The sequence below is a fragment of the Paenibacillus sp. FSL H7-0331 genome (genome assembly GCF_001956045.1).
This window is the reverse complement of the sequence record NZ_MRTH01000003.1, coordinates 415,416-436,432: the sequence shown is the minus strand read 5'-3', so window position 1 is coordinate 436,432 and position 21,017 is coordinate 415,416. Positions and strand designations below refer to the sequence as shown.

The window sequence follows — 21,017 nt, the reverse complement described above, 5'->3', positions numbered from 1 at the left end:
GATTAGAGATGCGAATTCCACCAGCCGCTTCACTATGCCAGCTCATTGATTTACTGTTCAATGACAAACAATGCATCGAGTGGCTGCTCCAGCAGCTCACTGAGCTTCTTGGCCGTACCGGGACCAACTGACTTCACAGAACGCTCCAAAAGGCTAATATAAGAAGGACTCAGACCCGACTGCTTGGCCAGCTCTCGTTGGGACAAGCCTTTGAATACTCGGGCTCTCACAAAAGCATTGGTATTGGTACGAATTCTTTTCATCTGTAAGTAGTCACTCCCCCTCTTTTCCTTCTATTCCCCATTTTATCATTATATTTTACTTTTGGAAATATTTTATTTACTTTTGAATACATTTGTGTGAGCGTTGAAATTACAGAAGTTTACTGATATTATATCAATGTTAACCATTGTTTACTTATGAAAATGCAGGTGTCCCTTATGAATTTTTATGAGCAGCTGCGCGATATGCGCAAATTGAAAGGTTTTACTATTCGCGAATTGGCGGATCGCTCCGGCGTGTCTTCAGCATACATTTCCCAAATGGAAAATGGCAATCGTGGAGTGCCTTCTCCGGATGTATTGATGAAGCTATCAGAGGGTTTGAATACCCCCTACTCCAATTTGATGGAGATCGCCGGTTATCTGGAGCAGCCCCAAGATAGTGAGCGCAGCAAGGATTATGTAAAACCTCGTGTGAACCTGAGACGATTTTTACGTGATAATGAATTGAGCTTTGATGGTGTTGAACTCACCGAGCAGGATAAGGAATGGATAGAACGGATGTTGACCGTCTTGTTTTGGAAAGACAAAAAGAAAGATGAGAAAACTGAAGTCTAAGCAGTCGTTCCCCTTTGATTATCAATTAAGCAAACCAGCCCGAAGGCGCAGATTAAGGCTCTTACAGTCCTTAATCCGGAACCCTCGGGCTGGTTGTAATTTTGCAAACTAGTGAACCCAATCTGCTTAATAATTGATTTCTTCAAATGGTTGATTTTGATACAGCATAATGAGATTGAAGGATTCAAAATCTTTTTCCTTGTCCATTTCCTGCATCATCAGCTTCGCAATCGACTCGCGATCCACGGAATCTCCCGGCTCACGAAAATCGATAAATCCTTGCAGCTGACGATAGCTGGCATCAATCGTAGCTCTCCCGATTGGCAAACCCCCGTGTGACTGCTGGTAAATTTCGAAGATATACGTGTCGCCATTGCCTTTGGTACGAACCACCGTATAATCTCGTTCTTCCTCATCGACTAACGCTGCCGAAGCCGAAGGTGCCGAATATCGTTCAACAGCAGCTTCTTCGTCATGAATTGAACCTTCTAAGCCCATCACATATTCATTTTGTTCTTCGGCATTTTCATCCTCAAAGCGTTCGTATTCCATCCAATCATAGTCGTAGTCATAATCTTCTTCAACGTCGACCCAGTCTGATTTCTCCATGCTTGCAAAAAAGAGTGGATCAAGCTCGCTGTAAGATACAGTTACCTCACAAGTTCGGGCACCTAATGCATAGGTTAAGGACTCCAGGTGCGCTTGTACAAAGGTAATTACCTGCTGTCTGGCATGTTCGGGATATACCGCTTGCTCCAATTGGACGGCCCCGGTAATCCGGTCTGCCTCACGATAAACGAGCGTCATAATTCCGATACATTGATGTTTCCACATAATGTCGTTTACTTCTCCACTCGCTGTCTTCAAATCGGTTCTAAGCCAAACATCGGTCATCCAAGCTCGCCTCCAATGGACTTGATATGTGTGGTTGCCAGATGTCAGAAACCATCAATGATTAGCGTGTCCCATCCCGCCCAAAATATGAATCATCAGGATAAATGTCCATGCCAAGCATGATCTTTGTCATATTTATAATGTACCCAATTGTTGACTGGTCAATATGGAGTATGGGAGGAATCAGCATGTCTGCAATCGGAGGTTTGCACACGAGTACTGGTGCTATTCTTGTATTATACATCTTGTTAGTCATCATTCTCAGCGCTGGTTGGCTGTAAGCCCGCTCAAAAAAAGACCGATATGCTGTGCAATCACAGTCATTCGGTCTTTTTGCCTTTATACGTGGGCAAGCTGTAATTGGGCAAGCTCGATCTCCGTCAATTCGCGATAAGCGCCGGGCGCCAAGTACTCATCCAGCAGCAGCGTTCCCATGGAAATTCTTTTGAGAAACACTACCCGTTTGCCAACAGCTTCAAACATCCGTTTCACTTGATGAAATTTACCTTCCTGAATCGTCAGCTCGATTTTGGCAACGGCACCTTTATCAGGATCACCGGCTTCCAAAATATTCAACTGGGCCGGCATGGTGAGGTATCCATCATCCAGAGTCACTCCGCTTTGGAAAATCTCCTGGTCCTTCACCGTTACCAAACCATCCACCTCGGCAAAATACATTTTGGCCACATGCTTGCGGGGTGAAAGTAAATTATGCGCAAGCTTACCATCATTGGTCAGCAGCAGCAAGCCCTCTGTATCCTTGTCCAGGCGCCCAACAGGAAATAACTCATAATGGGCATACGATTCATCCAGCAGATCCAGTACGGTTCGCTCGCGGCTATCCTCTGTCGCTGATATGACGCCTTGCGGCTTGTTCAGCATCAGATACATAAACTCACGGTAACGTACGATTTGTCCGTCCACAGTGATCCGATCCTGCTCCGGATGAACCTGCATCCCTCCATCCTTGATCGGACGGTCATTGACTTGAATAAGACCATTCTTGACCATTCGTTTGATTTCACTTCGTGTGCCATGGCCAGCATGAGCCAACAGCTTTTCCAGACGCATTGTTTGCTTCAACTATGTCCACCTCCAACCTGGGGGATATTCATTCTTCAATATACCATCCTGCCATTTGCCCCAGCCTACAGGAAAACCATCGATAAGAACGAGGCAATAACCTTTGAATGCAATGTCATGATTACGCCTCTGAATGGCAGATTCGGCCACCTCCAGCGTCTCTCCCCTCAAATATCGGGCTGCGGCAGCAGATGTGGCTTCCAGTTCAATCGTACGAACGGCATCCTCTTTACTGAGTCCCATAGCCATCGCATGGGAGGGTTCAAATCGCTGTTTTTTTAAGGTACCGATGTACCATCCAGGACGAATGATGCGAATGCCACTTAGATCTGGTAATCCGATCGGTGATGCATAAACATGCTCGCCATGCAGCGTTACTTGTGAAATCCCTACTTCCGGAGCATGTTCAGTCATGAAACGATACAACAGCTGCAAATCAACCTCAGGCTGCTGCTTGCCAGCTGACTGTAAGCTTGGAGAATGCTTTCCCTTTAACGACCTGGCAGACTTGTTCGGTTTCATGGTCGGACGAGCCGCCGCGGACTGGAGATTCGCTTCTGGTTGAGCAGTGGCGCTGGCAATTCCATTATGCAGCAGTACAGCCACAAAATGCCCTTCGCCTTCCAGCTGATGAGGCCACAGTCTTACCGTCCCTTTTACAGCCTCTCTCGCACGATCTGAGAAGCTATTAAGCTGTCCGGATAGTTCTGTGTCATATCCCTGAGATAATCCATCCACAGCCGCCACAGGCACTACCATGAATTCGGGGTGCTTATCCAGAAATTCAGCGATCATCGCCTCATTTTCCTCCAATGAAAACGTACAGGTAGAATAGACCATACGACCTCCCGATCGCAGCATAGAAGCCGCTTGGTCCAACAGCTCTCTCTGCATAACGGCGTAACGTTCTACCCAATCAGGCTCCCAGGCTTTGGCCATATCCGCTTCCTTACGGAACATCCCCTCACCAGAGCAGGGTGCATCAATTAATATTTTATCAAAAAAATGCGCAAAGCTATGCTTAAGCTTTTCTGGCTGCTCGTTCAATACGACGGCGTTCCGTACTCCGGACAGCTCAATATTTTTGACCAGTGCCTTCACACGATCCGAATGAATATCGTTCGTCACCAGCATACCTTGACCCGCAAGCTTAGTTGCGATTTGTGTAGACTTCCCTCCAGGCGCTGCGCATAAATCAAGTACCCGTTCACCAGGCTGAACGTCCAGAAGCTCTACTGGCGCCATTGCACTGGGTTCCTGAATATAATATAAACCAGTGTGGTAGTGGGGATGCTTGCCCGGTCTGCTGTCCTCTTCATAATAAAAACCACTGGATGCCCACGAAATCGATCTTAGCTGTAATGAAGTCAGCTTTAAGAACAGCTCCGTAGTACACTTCAAGGTATTAATCCTGAGTCCATACACTCTGGGTTTGTCATAGGAAGCAATGAACGCCGGGTACTGCTCTCCCAACAGCGAGCTCATTCTAGCCACAAATTCCGCAGGTAAATACCTGCCTTGTATTCCATCACTTTCTGTCAATAGGTGTCCAACTTTCCTTAGTATCATAGATGAATGCAGCCGAGCTCGTGAACTGTACCTATTATATTTCTTATAGCTGGATGCTGCAACATGTCATAATTCATTCATTTTTGAAGGAAACAGCAGCAGGAAATCACGATCCTTTTATCGAAATCCTTGGATAGCCAAATGATTTATCATATAATGATAGAATTCACAAGTAGAGAGGATTATACCTGAATGAAAAAGATTGCGATTTACTTATCCATCATTGTTGTACTTTTCGCAGGGTTATATGTCGTGAACCAACAATCGGACAAAGCCAAGAATAGCAAATTCGCCAACAATGTATACGGCATGGCACCCGACAAAATGAATCCTGAAACCGTCAAGCAGCTTGATGATCCCAATTATCAGAATATCATTTTGCCGGCAGAGCTAGATAAAAAGATGAACGCCAAAGAAGACTTTTTTGTATATTACTTTGCCTCTACCTGCCCGCACTGCAAAAGAACAACTCCTGTTCTGGCCCCGCTGAGCAAGGAATTAGGAATCGATGTCAAACAGTTTAATCTTGAAGAATTCAAAGATGGCTGGAGCAAATACAATATTCAATCTACACCTACTCTGATCTATTATAAAGCAGGTAAAGAAGTGGAACGGATGGTTGGCGGTATCGCTGAAGCCGGTCAGCAGGGTTACAATTCGGACTCCTTCAAACAATTTTTGCAAAAGTACAAAGCCAAATAGAGCAGATGAGCGAAAGCTCCTGCTCTATTTTTTTATAATTAGGTCTGGACAGTACGCTATGGACAGCATCAATGCTCTTCTTCCTCAACACCAGGTATTGGCGGATTGGCTATAAGAACCCCTACCGCTTCGTCCAAATTCGGATCGATGACCCTAATGTTCAAGTCATAGAATGTGAACGGCTGTTCAGCCATTCGTTCCAGCTGCTGCAAGTAACGCTGACTATCCGCGACCAACAGAGCCAGGTCGATCCCCATTACCTCCGCTTGGCGACCTGCCAGCTTCTCCAGTGCCGCTGTGAATAGCTTGATCGCTCCACTCACATTTCCATTCCGATGATGATACAAACCAACGGCTACCTGAAGCAGTCCTTGATATAAAGGAGCCCTTCCTTCCTCAAGCCAGAGCTCTTCCATCACCTCATGACACTCAAAATAATCGCGTTCCACATTAAAATAATAGATGAATTTCACGTACAATCGGTCATATTCCGGCCTCGCAGTCAATGGAAGCACCTCCATTTCTTATGAAGCTGCTATCCTTTTTTGGCACGAGTGATAGCATCATCAATCTCCATGGACAGCTCCCTCAAATATCTGATATCCTCAGTCTCCCAATGCTCGTTAAACCGAAATTGAAATTGTACGGCTTCACGAACCCGATGGTAAAAATACAGCTCCTGTATCCCGTTGAGTATTCGCGATACAATATTCGAATTATCCTCGAACAGCTGCTGCGCTTCCATAATCTCATCACGGATGCTGCTCATCTCCTGATCCAGCAAATAGGCTGCCTCGGCAGCTTTACTGAGTCGTTTGATAACCTCCGGTGGCAAACTCTCCCGGTATTTATAGTTCAGAGAATGCTCGATAGTGGCCCAGAAATTCATAGCCAATGTACGGATCTGAACCTCAGCCAGCACCCTTTTCATCCCAAGCGCCGTTTGTACGGGATATTCCAATATCATATGGTAGCTGCGATAGCCGCTTGGTTTCTTGTTCAGTACATAATCCTTTTCATACAATAACGTCATATCCTGCCGGACGCGAATCAAATTAGCCAGCCGCTCGATATCCTCCACAAACTGGCACATGATGCGAATGCCGGCAATGTCTTCAATCCCAGTTTCCAGCTGCTCCATAGGAACATTCAATCGCTTGGCCTTGTCTAGGATGCTTGATATTTTCTTGACTCTGCCGGTCACAAATTCGATTGGTGAATATTCATCACGGCTTTTTAATTCACCGCGTAACGTTTTGAATTTGACCTTTAATTCTTCAACAGCCTGGTCATAAGGCATGAGAAACTTTTTCCAATCACGTCCATCCATCCATACCCCTCCATTTTACCGATGCCGATGTGCTGAACCGACCGCTTCCGTAATGTTAGCAAATCCGTCCCTATGCAGCAATTGTTGCAAACCCTCATTCAATCGCCTTACCAGTGAGGGGCCCTCATAAATCAAAGCCGTATAGATTTCTACCAGACTGGCTCCCGCACATATTTTGTCATACGCATGTTGGGCTGTAAATACACCACCAGAGCCAATAATCGGCATTTTGCCTTCCGTAAGCTCATATAAAGTATGAATAAGCTGTGTGGAACGTTCGGTTAACGGCTTACCGCTGAGTCCACCAGCTTCTCCCTTATGACGATGGGTCAGACCTTCTCTGGAAATCGTCGTGTTCGAGGCAATGATCCCGGATACCCCGCTTGCTACAATCGTTTGCACCATATAAGTAATTTCATCAGTCCCAAGATCCGGTGCTATTTTGACCAAAACCGGCTTCGCGGCTCCTCCATGCTTTTGATGCTGGAGCTTCATCTCGTCTTGAACGGCAGCCAGCAATCGAGATAAATCGTCACCATGCTGAAGGCTGCGCAAATCCGGTGTATTGGGCGAACTGATATTCACTACAAAAAAATCTCCGTACGTATACAATCTGGTAATACAAGCACGATAGTCGTCTTCTGCGTGTTCGTTTGGTGTCAGCTTATTTTTGCCGATATTCACTGCAACCGGGATCGTACGTTTGGCAGTCTGCTCCAAATGCTTGGCCATCACATCAATTCCTACATTATTAAACCCCATGCGGTTAATTAATGCGGTGTCCTCAGGAAGTCTGAACAACCGCGGCAGCTCATTCCCAGCCTGAGGTTTGGGTGTAACGGTGCCAACTTCCATAAATCCAAAACCAAGATTAGAAAACCCGGCGACTGCTTTCGCATTCTTGTCGAGCCCTGCGGCCAGTCCTATCGGATTGGCAAAATGAATTCCCCATAACGTTGATTCCAATGCTGCCGTTTGCTTGACCCCATACAATCCTTCAAGCAAGCTATTAACTCCTGGAATCGTCGAAGCCGTATGAAGCCCATCTATAGTAAGATGATGTGCCTTCTCCGCATCCATTCGAAAAAGCAGCGGTTTTAACATATTTCTGTATAACATTCCTATTGTCTCTCCCTTAAACAAACGATAACTTATTCTCTTTGAACAGTTTATCGTTTTATGCAAGAAAAATAAAGAGCAGAGGCTATACAAAATCTTGTTTGTTCGCTGCTACAGTATGATAAAATATTCATAAATCCATCAAAAAGGCAGGGCGACTCCTATGCAACGAAAAAAACCAACTTATTTACGACAACGTAAACCTCAGGATACCGTCAACAAAAAACGAATCATAATAGTATGCTCCGTTTTTGCTGCCCTGATCATTGCCATGGCTCTATTACTTCTATTGCGTTAGGAAAGCGTTTTATTTTTATCTACATCAAGCTAATCAAGCCATTTGTACACTTTCCCCGGATTGGTTTCATTGCTGGTCAGGGGAAGTGTAAAGACGGGCTCCCCACGCTTTATCTCTGAAGGCAGCAAGCCCTTGCCAATCGTAACCGGTGTCCCGATCGGTGCCATATCGAACAATTCCTCGATATCTTCCTTCAACATACGTACGCAGCCCAATGACTCATCCTTGCCTATGCTGTTAGGTTTATTCGTTCCGTGAATAGCGTATAAAGGGTTGGAAAGCCCCATGCCTCTGCTGCCAAAATCACCGTTCGATTTTCCATTCGGATTTCTTACTTTCTCTGCTATTTCAAAAGTTCCCTCAGGGGTACGATCTGCACCCAAACCAACGGGATAACTCCTGACGATAATCGTTCCACTAACCAAAGCCAGTCGATGGTTAGTCTTATCCACAATAATCCGCAGTGGATCTTTAAGAGGCTTCTGAAGTCCAGACGCTGACGCCTCTTGACCATTCCCGGAAGAGCCAGAACCTTGACTTGGCGGTACCGTTGTTGGCGTTCCTGATGCTGATGGGCTCCCCTGAGGAGTAACCGTGTCCGTTAATTGGGCTTTATCCTGCTCATATAGCTGCTCCATGAAGGGAGTAACCCCGGGAAGTATATTTTGCGGATGCGGCTGGTTCAAAGCCTGCAGATTCTCAGGAAGCTTTCCATTCATACGACGGTATGCATCTATAGCTGAACGAAGTACGACTTCCTGCTCACGCTGCCCCATCCAGGACTGATAGATAGATTTGGGCTTCGAATCCTCTGTCGGCACGCATTGACAGCTTTCTGCGTCGTGATATTGGATTTGCTGCTGGGCAGCATCCTGCTTGCCTTCGACGGAAAGCAGAATGTCGGGAGGCTGCAGCCAGGATATCCATTTGCCGTCTTCTGTCAGTTTACCCGATGCCAGTATAGCGTAGCTGTTTATCCGTTCCTTAATCAGCATCTCCTGTAAAGCCGCCCCTACCCGCTCCTTCGTTTTCGCACCCGCTATGTAATACACCTTGGTTTGCTGCACCTGTTCCAGGCTTACATCCTTTGGTAATGCCGGAAGAGCAGTCTGCGTCTCGGGCTCAGGTGCAGGGGCAAATGCAGGAAGGTACGCGATCCCGAATACTATCATGGCCAGCAAAACTGCCAGCCGCGCACGACTCAGCCATCGTCTCCGTTTGCCCCGCCGATCCAATTGCTCCAGTGCCTCCTGGGATTCAAGAGATACTGTAATCGTTTGGTTTTCAAAGGCCTCATAAATCTCACCAGCTTGTCCATAACAGTACAAGGCTTTTCCGCGTTTGCCCTGTCCATCATATTCCCTTCCCAGCAGGTACCAGGCCATTTTATTAGTAGGATGCTCACGCACGTATTTTTTCAGCAGCATTTGATCATCCAAGGTATTGTTATTGAAAAATTGCCTCAGCTGTTCCTCATGATCCTTTGGTTTCACGGTATCCCTTCTTTCAACCTACTTACTGCAACCTTCTCACTGTAATATCGGCACCATCCTTCATTTTGTAAAGAGTCGAGGATAAACGGCTACGCCGTCCTTCATGGACGAGTGCGTTTACCCAGAAATATATGCATTTTATAGAGTGAATCATATAAATTCTTATATTTTGAAAAAAACACCTCCGCTCCATAGTTGAAGTGAGGTGCTTGCGGTTGTTATTCAAATATATAAGGGGGATCGATTTCCCCACCCTTTAAGTAATTCCGCGTTTGCATCACATTTTTAAAAGCCTCAACGGCCACAGGGTCAAAATGCGAGCCCTTGCAGCGCACAATTTCTTCCACACCTTCCTGGCAGCTGATTCCTTTGGAATAAGGACGATCGGTAGTCATTGCATCAAAAGCATCGGCAACTGCGACAATACGCGCATAAAAGGGAATACTTTCACCCTTGAGTCCTTCCGGATAGCCGCTTCCATCCATTTTTTCATGATGGTACTTCGCAACCTCCGTCGCTTGAATCATCCGTTCCACAGGCTCTACCTTCGACAGAATACGTGCACCTATCAGGGTATGAGAAATCATACTTTGAAACTCTTCGTCATTCAGGCTTTCTGCTTTCAATAACACCCGATCTGGCACGCCAATCTTGCCAATATCATGCATCAAGGCAGAACGATAAAAATGTTTGCATTCTTCTTCAGATATACCAAGCTCCCTTGCTATCCACAAAGAATAAAGGGCTACACGCGATGAATGTCCCGACGTGTAGGGATCTCTGGAATCCAAGGCAAAAACCAATGAATGTATCACACTTATCGGAAAAGGGTGGTCCATCGATGTCAAACCGCTTTTTAATTCTAATGCCGACTCCAGCAACAGGGTAAGATCTCGATTACGTTGTTCCAACTGTTCCAGTTTGTCTTTGAGCTGCTGAATATCGGACACGGTTATGCCTCCAACTGAATCGCTTTTTCTCATCATAATCGAAAAGACCTACTATGTGAAGTGAAGAATGCATCTTCTCTGCACACAATAGGTCTTTGGAATGAAGCTTTTAACGGGTAATCGTTGATTTAGTTCTTAAAATCGCTGTTCGGGCTGCATCATTCCACTGAACATCCAAACCAATTTCCTCTGCAAAAAAACGAACTGGAACATATGTGTGATCTTCTTTGATGTAAGGTGCGACATCCGTTTCCTTTACAGCCGAATCCTTACCCTGCACGATACGTTTAACGCCTGTCTTATCAATGTACAATTCGATGGTAACACCATCTTTGGCCAATTGTACACTTCGGTTCGCATCGTTAAAGGTAACAGTATAACCAAGTGCTTCCGTTATGGCACGAACCGGTACCATCGTTCTTCCGTTGTCAATTTCCGGTTGTACATCGAACTGAATCCACTGAGGTCCATACACTACTTTTACGTTAGCATCCTTGGGCAAATTAGCTGGGAGCTGGTAGGCGCTTATTTTACGTATTTTATTGTTGTAGGCATCTGCGATGATGATATTGCCATCGGATGTGATCGCAACATCAACAGGGTTTTTGAATGCAGCACTGCGTTCAACACCGTCAGTTTCGCCACCGCGTAAACTGGCAGCCCCAGCTAGTGTTGTGACTTGGCCTTTATCCAAATAACGGATGGAGTGATTCAACGAATCTGCAATGACCAAGCCGCCATCTGCAGTAACAGCAAGTCCTCTTGGAGAATTGAATAGAGCTTTATTGGCCGGACCATCCGCATAATCACCAGGCGCGTAAAGAGCCGTTTTCGAATACACAGTGCCTTTATCATCAATCGTACTGCTGCCTGCAACCGTTGTTACCGTGTTCTGTTTGAGGTCAATATAACGAATTCTTTGGTTCCCTGTGTCACTTACATACAAGTTCCCCTTGCTGTCTAGGGCCAGTCCTGTTGGCTCGTTGAACTTTGCCATTTGCAGGGATCCATCCAAATAATCGCCTGCTTGAACGACCTGACCAGGTGTCACTTCAATTAAACGTCCTGATAAAGCATTCAATGACTTGACCTCGCCGCTTGGGCTGATACTCCGAATCAGATGATTAAGCGTATCCGCTACATACAGGGTTCCATCTGCAGCAGCTACGACATCTGACGGACGATTGAAGGTAGCAGTGCTACCCGTTCCGTCCTTCATTCCAACCTCACCGTTACCAGCAATTGTAGTCACGTTACCTTCGCTGTCTATTTTCCGTATCGCATGATTTCCTGCATCTGCTATAAGGAGGTTTCCTTTGCTGTCCAAGGAAAGTCCCATCGGTTCTTGAAAAAAGGAAGCATCTGTCTTTCCATCATAACGTCCGCCGACCGGAAAGCCCTTTGCGTCTTTGAGAAGATTCAGTCCGGCAAATGTAGTAACCTGTCCGTCTTTCAGCTTCCGAATGACATGATTACGAGTATCAGAGATAAGGATCGAACCATCCGACAAAGTAATCACGCCGGACGGGTTTCGAAACGAGGTTGAAGCCGAGGCTCCATTCTCATTTCCGAAATCACCGATACCGGCCAAGGATGTAACATCGGTTAATATTTGATCGTTGCTTCCTTTTAAGCTATCCACCGAGAATGAAGCGCCCCATACAGTCGATGTGCCCATCAATAAGGATGATATAAAGGCCGTGGCAACGATTTTGCTAACTTTTTTCATAGTTTTCCCCTTCCCGGATCATTCCTTACCTTGTAGTAACACTTATAGATTTGGGTGCGTTCGGCAAGCTTGATCCCAATTCATACACCGTAGCTCCTGTTTTATTAACAATTTTCACATAAACCAGATCTACCACAGCCGTATTGGAAGCAGTGCTGTTTACGGTCAACGGAATCGTTACTAGCAGCTTCTGCCCACTTACAGAAAGATTATTGATGGTTCCGGTCGTTGCAGTTGTTTCGAATTGTGAAGCTGCATAAATGAGTTCGTTTTGTGTGGAACCTGCATGCTGTGTTAACGTTTCTGCCATATTCGAACCATCGAAAACGGTGCCTTGAACGTCAGCTATAGCCGATGTACCCGTATAGCTCAAGGAATTGTTATAAACCAGATGTGCTTCCACCGCATAAAATTGGCTGGCATCCACAAAGTCATTTAAGTTCAGGTTAAGATTGATGATATTGCCGCTCGGTCCACCTGCCTGAGAAATCGTGATATTAGCAGGACTAGCAGGACTGCTGCCAACTGTAATTTGTGGAATCGGTACTGCCATACTAACTTTACCTGCACGCTCAGTTTGAGCCGTTAAGTTGTATATCCCTTTTGCTAAAGAAATATTGAAAACGACATCCGTTTCCCCTTGTCCAGGTGCACTTGCAAGTAGGGTAGTACCATTCATGATTTGAATCGTTGATGTCGTGGCAGCCCTCAATTTCAGCTCGATATTGCCATTCGCACTCGTTATCGCTTGCGTAGGACTGATCAGTGCAGGGACCTGCGGAACCGAGTTGCTGTTGTTATTGTTAGTACTTCCACCCGTGCTTCCTCCGGTACTTCCGCCTGTGCCCCCTCCTGTATTTCCACTTGTTCCGCTTCCTGTTTGTGGAGGTGTGGTAGACGTATTGTTTGATTTGTTCTGTTCGTACGCTGCCCTCTCAGCAGCAGACAACTGCTTGAGGTATTCTGCTTCCGCGAGCTTTGCAGCCTCTTCTTCTGCTTTTTTGTTAGCTTCTTGCAAACGTTGCTTCTCTTTGGCTAGCGCGTCCAGAATCGCTTTATATTTATCAAGCTTCTCCTGTTCAAGCCTTTTCTGTTCAGCAAGCTTACGCTCTTTTTCTGCTTTCAACTTTTCTAACTCGGCCTGTTTTTGTTTTTCTTTTTCCGGATCCAAGCCTGCAGTGCGGTCAAGAGGTTCAACTTTATTCAAATCGATCTTTTTGTCAATATCAATAATCTTGGCATTAGCATCAGCCACGATTTGATTCATTTTATCTGGATCGATTTTCTTTTGATCTAACGCTGTCTTGACAATGTTGCCAATAATGTTATCCAAGTTTTTGCTAATCTTGTTCAAAGTCTCAATGTCGTTGATCGTCAATGCCGAATTGCCTGTGTCCGCTTTATTTTTTTCAGCAATTTCAGCTTTTTTCTTTTCAATAAACTCCGCGTTTTCTTTATCGATTTCCGCTTTGTTCTTGATGATAGCTTCCAATAATTCAGGAGAGGATCTTTCTACCAATTGAAAAATATCAATAATCTCCGTCTTCGTAGCCACATCTGTAATTTCGTCACGACCTGTTAAGTTGATTTGCTGTGTAGGCAATAGCAATGTCGTATTGGTATTCTGCGGATTGCTGGTATCCGGTTGTTGGTACGTAGTTGTTGTCGTCAGAACGGCACCCGCTCCAACCACGACAAAAGTCTCACCCGTTACCGGATTAACACCTGTGTAAAATTGCGTACCTTTGACCCCCATCGTTGCCGTAGGTGTCTCAACTTCGAACTCATCCTCTGCACCAACCAATGATTTAACCTTTACCCACATGGAACCCGCCCAAGAGGATACCTTGGACTGCTTGCCGCTGCCCTCGTTAGCCAAGTCAGTAACACTCACCTCGGCATTATCTCCAATAGTAATTTCATCATCATGGTCAGCTATTCTTACAACAGCTGAAGAGCTTGCTCCCGTAGAAATAACATCCCCTTGATTCAAAGTCATGTCACCATAGGCCGTGTAAGACTTGGAGCCTCCTGATTTTTTAACGGTTACATTACCTTTAACATTAACAATTATAGCGGTCCGTGTGCTCTTGGCCTGGATGGGCTCAGATAATACGACAGACAGCAGGGAAAATATCATACTAAATGCTACAAATAAAGACAAAAATGATTTGCTGCTACCCATCCTTATCCTGTTCCAATATCCCACAATGAATCTCCTCTCATCTTCTATCTGACTATGTTTGAATAATCTGACTCTCTCTACCAATTGTAATTTGAGAGACTTCAAATGGCAATGCAAAATTTGACACATTATGAGACCTTGTCCTGCTTTTTCCCCTCTACAGGAGTCCCTGTTATACGGACTACTTCAAACAGTTTGAGTGGAGTACTTTTCCCCTTCATCAGCTTCTCCCCAGCGAATTCATATTCGAAATAATCCTTCGTTAAATCGTAGGTAGATTCAGAAACCCAAACCTTGTTTGGACGCGCATTGGATTCAATTCTCGCGGCTGTATTTACATTGTCTCCGATGGCCGTGTAGTCCACACGAAGATAAGAACCGATATTGCCAACAACAACATCACCGGTATTGATCCCGATCCGAATGCTCAAGGTAACACCATATTTGGCTTCAACATCTCTGCGGATCTGCTCCATCCCCTCCTGAATTTCAAAGCCGGTTTTGACTGCGTAGTAAGCATGATCGGGCACATCCAACGGTGCATTGTATAGGATCATTGCAGCATCACCGATAAACTTGTCAATAGTCCCCCGGTTCTGCAGGGTAACCTCGGTAATCAGGTTAAACATCATATTCAGAAAGTCGACGACCTCTTCCGGCTTCAGCTTCTCTGATAGCGGTGTAAACCCGCTGACATCCAGAAACAACAAGGACAATTCCCTTTTGATACCGCCAAGCTGAATTTCCGAGTCACTTTTAGCAATTTCTTTAACCAGATCAGGCGAAATATAGCGTCCAAATTGCTTGGTGATGTAATTTTTTTGCTTCGTCTCAAAATAGGTTTTCATCGCGATATTGCCAATGTAGGAAATTAATCCGCTTAAAACAGCTCCAATAGTGTCCAGATATTGATCGTTGTATGTGAAAGTTATGTATTGCAGTGCCAAAAGACCCAAGGATACACCAAATACCAATACGATGCTTGTAATCGGTTTAAGTCTCCATGTGAGGAAACCGAACAGCAAGATCATCAGAGCGGACATCGCCAACGTAATCGCACCACTGACAGGAACTATGACCTTTTGATTCAAAACTTGATTCAGGATGTTCGCATGCGCATAAACCAGATGCATGTGACGTTCAATAGGCGTGATCCCTTCATCGGAACCAGGTGCCGTATACCCAACCAGAATAATACGATCCTTGAACACCTGTGGAGGAATTTCCCCCTTCAGTACCTTGGCGAATGGAATGGTCTCAAAATCAAACTCCTTCCCTTCCCATTTGATCAGCATTTCTGACTTGGGGCGATTTTGAAGCACGGGGAGGTTCAAATACTTCGTTACATCAACTCCAGCCACCTGTGCCAATGCCAGACCGAGCGTCGGAAAAATGCCATCAGGTGTATTGATTTGCATCCAGTTAGTGCGAATAACTCCGTCCGTGTCAAAGGCCGCATTGATGTGTGCCTTGTTAACTGATTTTTGAATCATCGGAATCGGTTGATCTGTTTTGCGGGCCATAATCAGCTCGCCTTCCTTAACCTTGCTTGATCGGTCAAAGTCACCCTCCAAATCGGCGTGGGAAGGAAAAATAATATTTTTGTGCTTGGTCAGCTCATCTGCAAGCAGAATATCGCTTTCCGGGAAGTTGCTCTCGGTATAGAGCTCAATATCAAAGCCGATCGCTTTGGCACCAGCCGCTTCAAGCCGACTGATCAACTGAGCATACACTTTACGATCCCACGGATATGGGCCGACTTCTTTAATAGAGGTGGTGTCGATCCCGATTACCAGAATATCTTCATGTGGAGCCCCGGACATCGATTGTTTCATATTGATGTCGAAAACTTGGTCAGACAGTACCTTCCACAGTCCGAATACGAGAAAAACTAGACAAATAAATACAACAAGTGCATTACCTATAATTATGACGGCAGATTTGCTGACACCTTTTTTCATTTTTAGCCCCCCTACCCAAAGATTCGCTCTAATATTACCATACTTTTTTCCCTAAACACATAAATTTCGCATAACTTCACAAAAAAAAAGACCTTTCTCCCAGGGCTTAGCTCCCTGTAGAAAAAGGCTTTGGTAAAAACTAATGTGAGATGTTCAAAAATCTCTCTTGAACACGTTCTACTTAGTTGAATGGTGTATCTGCAACTTTGATTGAATCTGTAGGGCAGCCATCTTGAGCATCCTGCAAATCATCATACAAATCATCCGGAATTTCGGTTACACCTTTGTTGCCATCATTGTCGAAAATGACTTCCGCCAATCCTTCATCATCGTAATCATAAATGTCTGGTGCTGTAGCACCACAAGCGCCACAGGCGATACAGGTGTCTTTTTCTACCCACGTATATTTTGCCATTGCTAGTTTCCCTCCTAAATTGTAAGCTCATCCTAGAATATAATATAAAACAAGCAAAAGTTCAATTAAAAAAGTAAATTAAGCTCACATACGACCTTGAATCCAACCTGCTATGGAAGCCAAATCATCAGGATCAAAAAAAGGCACTCCTTCAATACTATATGCTTTAAGAACCTCAGGAGCTACAACAGCAATAGGCACATGATTCAATTCAGTGAGAATATCTGCCTGCTCCTTATCGCGAAACAATGCGACTTGATCATGATTCCCCTTTTTGAACCCTTCTATTAGGATCAGGTCAAATCCTTCTGCTTGCAGCCTTGTCAGCATGGCCTCCAGCGTGATGGGCTCTCTTTGAATCATAACATAAGAATCAGGGGAAATAATAGCCGTTGCAGCTGCGCCAGCCTCTATAAATTGAGCGGAATCAGCTCCAGACGCTTCTGTATAATGTCCATGAGCATCATGCTTCACTACTGCACATCGAATGTTCAAGTGAGTATAGTAGCTGACGAGTCCTGAAATCAGCCTTGTTTTGCCGCTGTTGGAAAAACCTGCGAAACCAATCACTGCCGCCATACCTATTATTCCTCCTCGAAATGCCGCTGCTTTAAGTGGTCCATCTGCAAGGAAGTCCCTCTCAGCTTGTGATTACGAATTAAAGCAGATGGATCGTCACCCAGCATTCCCGCAGTTAAAACTGCATTTTCTCCGAACTTGTCGCGCAGGGCGTCCAGGGTTTGGACCAGCTTATCCTTCATCGGCTGCTTCTGGTAGTCGAACAAATCCAATTGAACAGCAGCTTCTTTTTTGTCCAGCAAGTTTTGTAGGGTAATACCCAGTAAGCGAACCGGCTTTCCTTGTTGCCAATGCTCATCGAACAGCTTACACGCTGTCCTGTAAATATCTTCACGAATTTCGGTAGGGGTTGACAGCGTGGCAGCCCTTGTTATCGTTCGCATATCCGGATCACGAATCGTGATTGAAATCGTTTGAGACAACAGCTGCTGCCTGCGCAATCGACGTCCCACCTGATCCGCCAAATTAAGAAATACTCTAAAAATTGCCGTTCGGTCTGTAAAATTAGTTGGCAATGTCGTTGTATGTCCAATGGATTTGCTCTGCTCTCGCTCTGAGTGAACCTCTGAAGCATCCTCTCCATTGGCAGCGTTCTTCAATATGGCTCCCATAATACCAAAGTGCTCAGAAAGCAAGTGATCATCAGCCTTGGCGAGCTGGCCTAAAGTCTGAATATTCAACTGCCTCAGCTTGTCCGCAGTTTTACTTCCAATCCCGTAAAGCTGATTGCAGGGCTTGTCCCACAATATTTTGGAAACATCCCTTTTACGCAGAATTGTAATTCCATTGGGCTTTTTCATATCCGAGGCCATTTTGGCCAGCAGTTTGTTGGGCGCTATTCCAATTGAACAAGGGAGTAATAATTCCCTACGAATCCGGGACTGGAGCTGCTCTGCAATTTCAATCGGTGTCCCAAATTGCTTGGAGCCGGTAATATCGATATAGCACTCATCAATGGACATCGCCTCAATCAGAGGAGAATAGTCATAGGCCATTTTCATAAACCGTCTCGAAAATTCACGGTACAAATCAAAGTCAGGACGAATAAGTATCAGGTCAGGACATTGCTTAAGCGCTTGCCCCACCTGCATACCAGTCTTGACACCTTTGGCCCGAGCAGCATAGGAGCAGGTTACGACAATACCTTTCCGAAGCTCTACACTCCCGGCTACTGCTGTAGGCTTATTACGATAAAGCTCAGGGTCTACAGCCTCGTGTACCGAGCAGTAGAAAGCATTCATATCGATATGCAAAATAACTCTCCCGTTGATCGGGTAAGCTTCATGATTTGCCTTATTCATATTCTGTACGAACGGTTCAACAATTTAAATTCTACAAGGGACGAGCTTTGAATATGTTTAAATATGATCGCTCTGGTTGCTTGAGTAGACAACAGTCATGCACCCCCATGAGTCAGCATTACTTATTAAAATTAAAAAGCGTTTCACTCACAAGCATACCTTTCCAAGGTTATGAGGTCAACTCCCTAAACCACCTATTTTGTGAAAACAATACCTTATCGATATTTGTTGTGGTATAATACTACATTATATTTCGTGAAAGCGTTCCAGGATCAGGAGGACTATTTATGGCTAATTTCGTGAAAATTTTTGATACTACTTTAAGAGATGGCACCCAAGGTGAAGGGATTAGCTTATCGGTCGAGGACAAGATGAAAATCGCCCGTAAACTGGACTCGCTCGGTGTTCACTATATAGAGGGTGGATGGCCAGGCAGCAACAACAAGGACATTGAGTTTTTTATGCGCGTGCATGAGCTTGAATTAAAAAATGCCAAAATCACCGCGTTCGGAAGCACACGTCGTAAAGGTATCCTTCCCGAAGATGATGTGAACCTGAATAGAATTTTAGAGGTCGGTGTTCCTGTCGCGACGATTTTCGGGAAATCATGGGACTTCCATGTTCATCATGCCATCCAAACGACACTTGAAGAAAATCTTGCGATGATTTACGATTCCGTTCACTACTTAAAAAGCAAAGGCCTTGAAGTCATCTATGACGCCGAGCACTTCTTTGACGGCTATAAAAATAATACCGAATACGCGCTACAAACCATCAAGCAGGCTGAGAAAGCCGGAGCTGATTGGATTGTATTGTGCGATACCAACGGCGGCTCACTGCCCCATGAGGTCACGGAAATTGTCACAGAGGTCAGAAAAGCTCTTTCAATCCCAATCGGGATTCATGCCCATAATGATTGTGAGGTTGGCGTAGCCAACAGCCTGGCTGCTGTGATGGCAGGAGCAACGCAAGTACAAGGTACAATCAATGGCTTTGGTGAGCGCTGCGGCAACGCTAATTTGTGCTCGATCATTCCCAATCTGCAGTTAAAGCTGAACTATTCCTGTATCAGCGCTTCACAGCTTGAAAGCCTGACAAGCGTAGCCAAATATGTCAGTGAGATTGCTAACATGCATTTGCCTGTCAATCAAGCTTATATCGGCTCTGCAGCTTTTGCCCATAAAGGCGGTATTCACGTCTCAGCGATTATGCGCAACGCAAGCACCTATGAACACATCACACCTGAGCTCGTCGGAAACAAACAGCGTGTTCTTGTATCCGAATTGGCAGGTCAGAGTAATCTGATGTTCAAGGCACAAGAGCTTGGCATTGACTTTAACAGCAGCAATCAGGAGTCCCGTCAGCTTATTGAGCAAATCAAAGAAATGGAGCATCAAGGCTACCAATTCGAAGGTGCCGATGCTTCTCTGGAGCTTCTGATTCGTGATGCCTACGGAAATTCCGAGGAAGTTTTTGTGCTCGAATCATTCAAGATTATGGTTGTGAAGACGATCAACCAGCCGGTTGTGACTGAAGCTATCGTGAAGCTGAAGGTCAATGGCGAGTCCGTCTATAATGCCGCAGAGGGCAATGGTCCCGTGAATGCTCTGGATAACGCATTGCGCAAATGTTTGTTGCAATATTATCCTGCTCTGGAGAATATTCATCTAAGCGACTACAAGGTCCGCGTTCTGGATGAAAAAGATAATACAGCGGGTAAAGTCCGCGTCCTGATAGAATCTTCTGACTTTGACAACACCTGGAGCACGATTGGTGTTTCTGCCAATATTATCGAAGCCAGCTGGCAGGCATTAACCGACAGTATTCGTTACGCATTAATCGGTAAACCAAGAACACAAGTACAGCCAGAGGAACAAAAAGAACGTTTGGGACTCGTTAATCACTAAGTTGCAGCCATTCATATGTATTCAAAGAACCGCCCTTGTGATGCGTTCCATCACAAGGGCGGTTTTTGGTCTTTATCGAGCAGTAGTCTGATTTTGGCCTCTAATGCTTTTGCTGGTAGTACATGAATGACATCGACCAGAACACCCTCTTTATTTATTAGAAAGCTCGTAGGCACAACCTGTAACCGATAGCGTTCTGCTGTAAGTCCCTTCGAATCCAATAGCACCGGAAAAGTCAGCCCGTATTGCTTCACAAAACCTTGCACATCCTGTAAACGATCTCCCTTCGTCACATTAACCGCATAAATATCTAACTCATCCTTATAGGCTTCATACATACGTTTTAAATCAGGGGCTTCTTCATGACAAGGACCACACCATGAGGCCCAGAAATTGATTATAAGCGGCTTATCCCTTGCCCCTCCTACATGATAACTCTTACCGTCCAAGCCTTGTAAATCAAATTCGGGGGCCGGCTGATTACGTGCTGCGGCCGGAACGAACCTTGCTGCTGCCAAAGATTTGTGGGCATTCAGCTTGTCCAAACTCACCATTTCCCCCATCAGCATCAAAGCAATCATCACTGCAATTGTTGTTAGCTTCACTGCCCTACTCCCTTTCCGAAATCAGGATATACCGTTATTATGGCCCAAAACCGCGAAA

General features: G+C 45.2%; 20 protein-coding genes. 4 read left to right on the top strand and 16 right to left on the bottom strand.

The window, feature by feature from the left end:
* Window positions 1–50 precede the first annotated feature (50 nt).
* On the bottom strand, window positions 51–263 hold the full coding sequence (locus BK127_RS06805; RefSeq protein ID WP_076229227.1) for a helix-turn-helix domain-containing protein: 213 nt from the start codon (window positions 261–263) through the stop codon (window positions 51–53).
* 177 nt (window positions 264–440) lie between these two features.
* On the opposite strand from BK127_RS06805, the gene BK127_RS06800 reads away from it, so the two are divergent.
* Window positions 441–839 (top strand): helix-turn-helix domain-containing protein, encoded by a 399-nt coding sequence (locus BK127_RS06800; RefSeq protein ID WP_076229226.1) that lies wholly within the window; start codon window positions 441–443, stop codon window positions 837–839.
* 126 nt (window positions 840–965) lie between these two features.
* Here BK127_RS06800 and BK127_RS06795 read toward each other — a convergent pair whose 3' ends face one another.
* Window positions 966–1,733 (bottom strand): hypothetical protein, encoded by a 768-nt coding sequence (locus BK127_RS06795; RefSeq protein ID WP_076229225.1) that lies wholly within the window; start codon window positions 1,731–1,733, stop codon window positions 966–968.
* 188 nt (window positions 1,734–1,921) lie between these two features.
* Between BK127_RS06795 and BK127_RS42385 the strand changes: the two genes are divergently transcribed.
* Window positions 1,922–2,014, top strand: coding sequence for a sporulation protein YjcZ (locus BK127_RS42385; RefSeq protein ID WP_083689114.1), 93 nt, complete (start codon window positions 1,922–1,924; stop codon window positions 2,012–2,014).
* A 58-nt stretch (window positions 2,015–2,072) separates the two neighbouring features.
* On the opposite strand, the gene BK127_RS06790 is transcribed toward BK127_RS42385, so the two are convergent.
* Window positions 2,073–2,816 (bottom strand): pseudouridine synthase, encoded by a 744-nt coding sequence (locus BK127_RS06790; RefSeq protein ID WP_256711200.1) that lies wholly within the window; start codon window positions 2,814–2,816, stop codon window positions 2,073–2,075.
* Window positions 2,817–4,358, bottom strand: a complete 1,542-nt coding sequence (locus tag BK127_RS06785; protein ID WP_256711199.1) for an RsmF rRNA methyltransferase first C-terminal domain-containing protein — start codon at window positions 4,356–4,358, stop codon at window positions 2,817–2,819.
* 219 nt (window positions 4,359–4,577) lie between these two features.
* Here BK127_RS06785 and BK127_RS06780 point away from each other — a divergent pair, with 219 nt between their 5' ends.
* Window positions 4,578–5,087, top strand: coding sequence for a thioredoxin family protein (locus BK127_RS06780; protein WP_076229223.1), 510 nt, complete (start codon window positions 4,578–4,580; stop codon window positions 5,085–5,087).
* 68 nt (window positions 5,088–5,155) lie between these two features.
* Here BK127_RS06780 and BK127_RS06775 read toward each other — a convergent pair whose 3' ends face one another.
* The 11 genes from BK127_RS06775 to BK127_RS06725 all read right to left on the bottom strand — a co-directional run bounded on the left by BK127_RS06775 (window position 5,156) and on the right by BK127_RS06725 (window position 18,447).
* Window positions 5,156–5,593 (bottom strand): DUF309 domain-containing protein, encoded by a 438-nt coding sequence (locus BK127_RS06775; protein WP_256711198.1) that lies wholly within the window; start codon window positions 5,591–5,593, stop codon window positions 5,156–5,158.
* A 29-nt stretch (window positions 5,594–5,622) separates the two neighbouring features.
* The gene (yjbM, locus tag BK127_RS06770; RefSeq protein ID WP_076229221.1) at window positions 5,623–6,417 is read right to left on the bottom strand and encodes a GTP diphosphokinase; all 795 of its coding nucleotides are present in this window, start codon (window positions 6,415–6,417) and stop codon (window positions 5,623–5,625) included.
* A gap of 15 nt (window positions 6,418–6,432) precedes the next feature.
* The gene (locus tag BK127_RS06765; protein ID WP_076229220.1) at window positions 6,433–7,536 is read right to left on the bottom strand and encodes a quinone-dependent dihydroorotate dehydrogenase; all 1,104 of its coding nucleotides are present in this window, start codon (window positions 7,534–7,536) and stop codon (window positions 6,433–6,435) included.
* A gap of 327 nt (window positions 7,537–7,863) precedes the next feature.
* On the bottom strand, window positions 7,864–9,327 hold the full coding sequence (locus tag BK127_RS06760; protein ID WP_256711197.1) for a L,D-transpeptidase: 1,464 nt from the start codon (window positions 9,325–9,327) through the stop codon (window positions 7,864–7,866).
* 218 nt (window positions 9,328–9,545) lie between these two features.
* On the bottom strand, window positions 9,546–10,277 hold the full coding sequence (locus tag BK127_RS06755; protein WP_076229219.1) for an HD-GYP domain-containing protein: 732 nt from the start codon (window positions 10,275–10,277) through the stop codon (window positions 9,546–9,548).
* 109 nt (window positions 10,278–10,386) lie between these two features.
* On the bottom strand, window positions 10,387–12,006 hold the full coding sequence (locus BK127_RS06750; protein ID WP_076229218.1) for a stalk domain-containing protein: 1,620 nt from the start codon (window positions 12,004–12,006) through the stop codon (window positions 10,387–10,389).
* A gap of 25 nt (window positions 12,007–12,031) precedes the next feature.
* Entirely contained in the window at window positions 12,032–14,170 is a 2,139-nt protein-coding gene (locus BK127_RS06745) for a FecR family protein (RefSeq protein ID WP_179097400.1), read from the bottom strand.
* 149 nt (window positions 14,171–14,319) lie between these two features.
* A complete protein-coding gene (locus BK127_RS06740; protein ID WP_076229216.1) occupies window positions 14,320–16,152 on the bottom strand; it encodes a CHASE2 domain-containing protein in 1,833 nt (610 codons plus the stop codon).
* Between the two features lie 181 nt (window positions 16,153–16,333).
* Window positions 16,334–16,567 (bottom strand): ferredoxin, encoded by a 234-nt coding sequence (locus BK127_RS06735; protein ID WP_076229215.1) that lies wholly within the window; start codon window positions 16,565–16,567, stop codon window positions 16,334–16,336.
* Window positions 16,568–16,651: 84 nt separating this feature from the next.
* The gene (gene mobB, locus BK127_RS06730) at window positions 16,652–17,146 is read right to left on the bottom strand and encodes a molybdopterin-guanine dinucleotide biosynthesis protein B (protein ID WP_076229214.1); all 495 of its coding nucleotides are present in this window, start codon (window positions 17,144–17,146) and stop codon (window positions 16,652–16,654) included.
* A 5-nt stretch (window positions 17,147–17,151) separates the two neighbouring features.
* The gene (locus BK127_RS06725) at window positions 17,152–18,447 is read right to left on the bottom strand and encodes a DNA polymerase IV (RefSeq protein ID WP_076229213.1); all 1,296 of its coding nucleotides are present in this window, start codon (window positions 18,445–18,447) and stop codon (window positions 17,152–17,154) included.
* A 287-nt stretch (window positions 18,448–18,734) separates the two neighbouring features.
* On the opposite strand from BK127_RS06725, the gene cimA reads away from it, so the two are divergent.
* Window positions 18,735–20,354, top strand: coding sequence for a citramalate synthase (gene cimA / locus BK127_RS06720; protein ID WP_076229212.1), 1,620 nt, complete (start codon window positions 18,735–18,737; stop codon window positions 20,352–20,354).
* A gap of 50 nt (window positions 20,355–20,404) precedes the next feature.
* Here cimA and BK127_RS06715 read toward each other — a convergent pair whose 3' ends face one another.
* Window positions 20,405–20,959, bottom strand: coding sequence for a TlpA disulfide reductase family protein (locus BK127_RS06715; RefSeq protein WP_256711196.1), 555 nt, complete (start codon window positions 20,957–20,959; stop codon window positions 20,405–20,407).
* Between the last annotated feature and the right edge of the window lie 58 nt (window positions 20,960–21,017).